Below are 1,619 nucleotides of genomic sequence, written 5' to 3'. Positions count from 1 at the left end.
GGCGTTATGGATTCCACGGCGTACCGGGTCGGTGTAGCCTGCGGCCATGGCATACATCGAAGGTCATGCCCGGGAACAGGCGCTGCTGTTGCCGGCATCGGTTGAGGACTATGTCGCTGCGGACAACCCGGTGCGGTTCATCGACGCCTTCGTCGATGACCTCGATCTGGGTAACGCGGGTTTCCAGCGGACGCAGCCGAAGACGACGGGGCGTCCCGGTTATGATCCGGCCGACATGCTCAAGCTGTACCTGTACGGTTATCTCAACCGGGTGCGGTCGAGCCGGCGCCTGGCGGCGGAGGCAGGCCGCAATCTCGAGTTGATCTGGCTGCTGCGCGGGGTGCGGCCGGACTTTCGGACCATCGCCGACTTCCGGCGCGATAACCGTGCCGCGTTCAAGGCGGTGTTCCGCGCCTTCGTCCTGCTGTGCCGCAAGCTCGACCTGTTCGGGCGAGAGTTGCTGGCGGTGGACGGGACGTGGCTGAAGGCGGTGAACAGCCGGGCGCGCAACTTCAGCCGCGAGCGACTGGCGACCTATCTTGCCTCGGCCGACGCTCGACTGGAGCGCTACCTGGCCGAGCTGGATCAGATCGACCGCGGCGAGGATGGTGCCGGCACCGGCCGTGCCGACGCGCTGGCGACCAAGATCGCCAGACTGCGCGAACAGCGCCAGGCTAGTTCGGCGCTGCTTGATCAGCTTGAGGAAAGTGGCGAAGGGCAGATCTCGCTCACCGATCCCGATGCACGCGCGATGGTCGCCCATGGCAAGGTGACCATCGGCTACAACGCGCAGGTGGCGGTCGATGCGAAGCATAGCCTGATCGTCGAGCAGCACGTCACCAACGCCTGCAACGACATGGGCCTGCTCGCACCCACGGCCGGCGTGGCGATGGAGGTGCTCGGCGTCGAGCGGATCGATGCGGTCGCGGACATGGGCTACCACAAGGGCGAGGACATCGAGGCGTGTGAGGCGGCCGGCATCACGCCGTACATTCCGCGCCCGCATCGGGGCATCAATGTCAGCAACGGCCTCTTCCCGAAGGAGCGGTTCCGTTACGATCCGGCAGCCGATGCCTATCACTGTCCCGGCGGGCAGATGCTCGACACCCGCCACAGCTCGATCACGCGCGGGCATGTCACGATCCAGTATTCCAGCCCCGCCGCCTGCGCCGGCTGCCAGATGAAGACGCTGTGCACCACGGGACGCTGGCGGCGCGTCAACCGCTGGGAGAAGGAAGAGATCATCGAGCGCATGGCGGAGCGCCTTGCCAGGCGGCCGGACATTCTTGTCATCCGACGTTCCACCGTCGAACATCCGTTCGGCACGATCAAACAGTCGATGAACCAGGGCGCGTTCCTGATGCGCGGGCTGGACAAAGTCCGAGCCGAGTTCAGCCTGACCGCGCTCGCATACAATCTCAGGCGGGCCATCACCCTTATCGGCGTGCCGGAGATGATCCGGGCGGTGCAGGCCTGATCCGCACGGCCATATCGGCCACCGCGACGCCGGATATGGTCACGCAGTAGCCCATTCCGACCCACCAGAGCGCAAAAGCCGAAAAGTCCGCCCCCCTTCGCTATCTTTGGCCGGTGAACGTTCAGACCTCAATCACAAGCGA

1 protein-coding gene is annotated in these 1,619 nt (G+C 65.3%); it reads left to right on the top strand.

All coding sequences use genetic code 11. The features are described 5' to 3' along the window. Positions 1-46: 46 nt before the first annotated feature. Positions 47-1,477, top strand: a complete 1,431-nt coding sequence (locus tag AC07U4_RS24800; RefSeq protein WP_495197602.1) for an IS1182 family transposase — start codon at positions 47-49, stop codon at positions 1,475-1,477. The last annotated feature ends 142 nt before the right edge of the window (positions 1,478-1,619 follow it).

Source organism: Sphingomonas sp. GW821-FHT02B09 (assembly GCF_059421875.1).
This window is presented reverse-complemented; position numbering and strand designations above follow the sequence as displayed.

What these genes read in the sequence shown, in the direction of transcription:
- AC07U4_RS24800 (WP_495197602.1), top strand. Translation starts at nt 47, where the DNA reads ATGGCATACATCGAAGGTCATGCCCGGGAACAGGCGCTGCTGTTGCCG.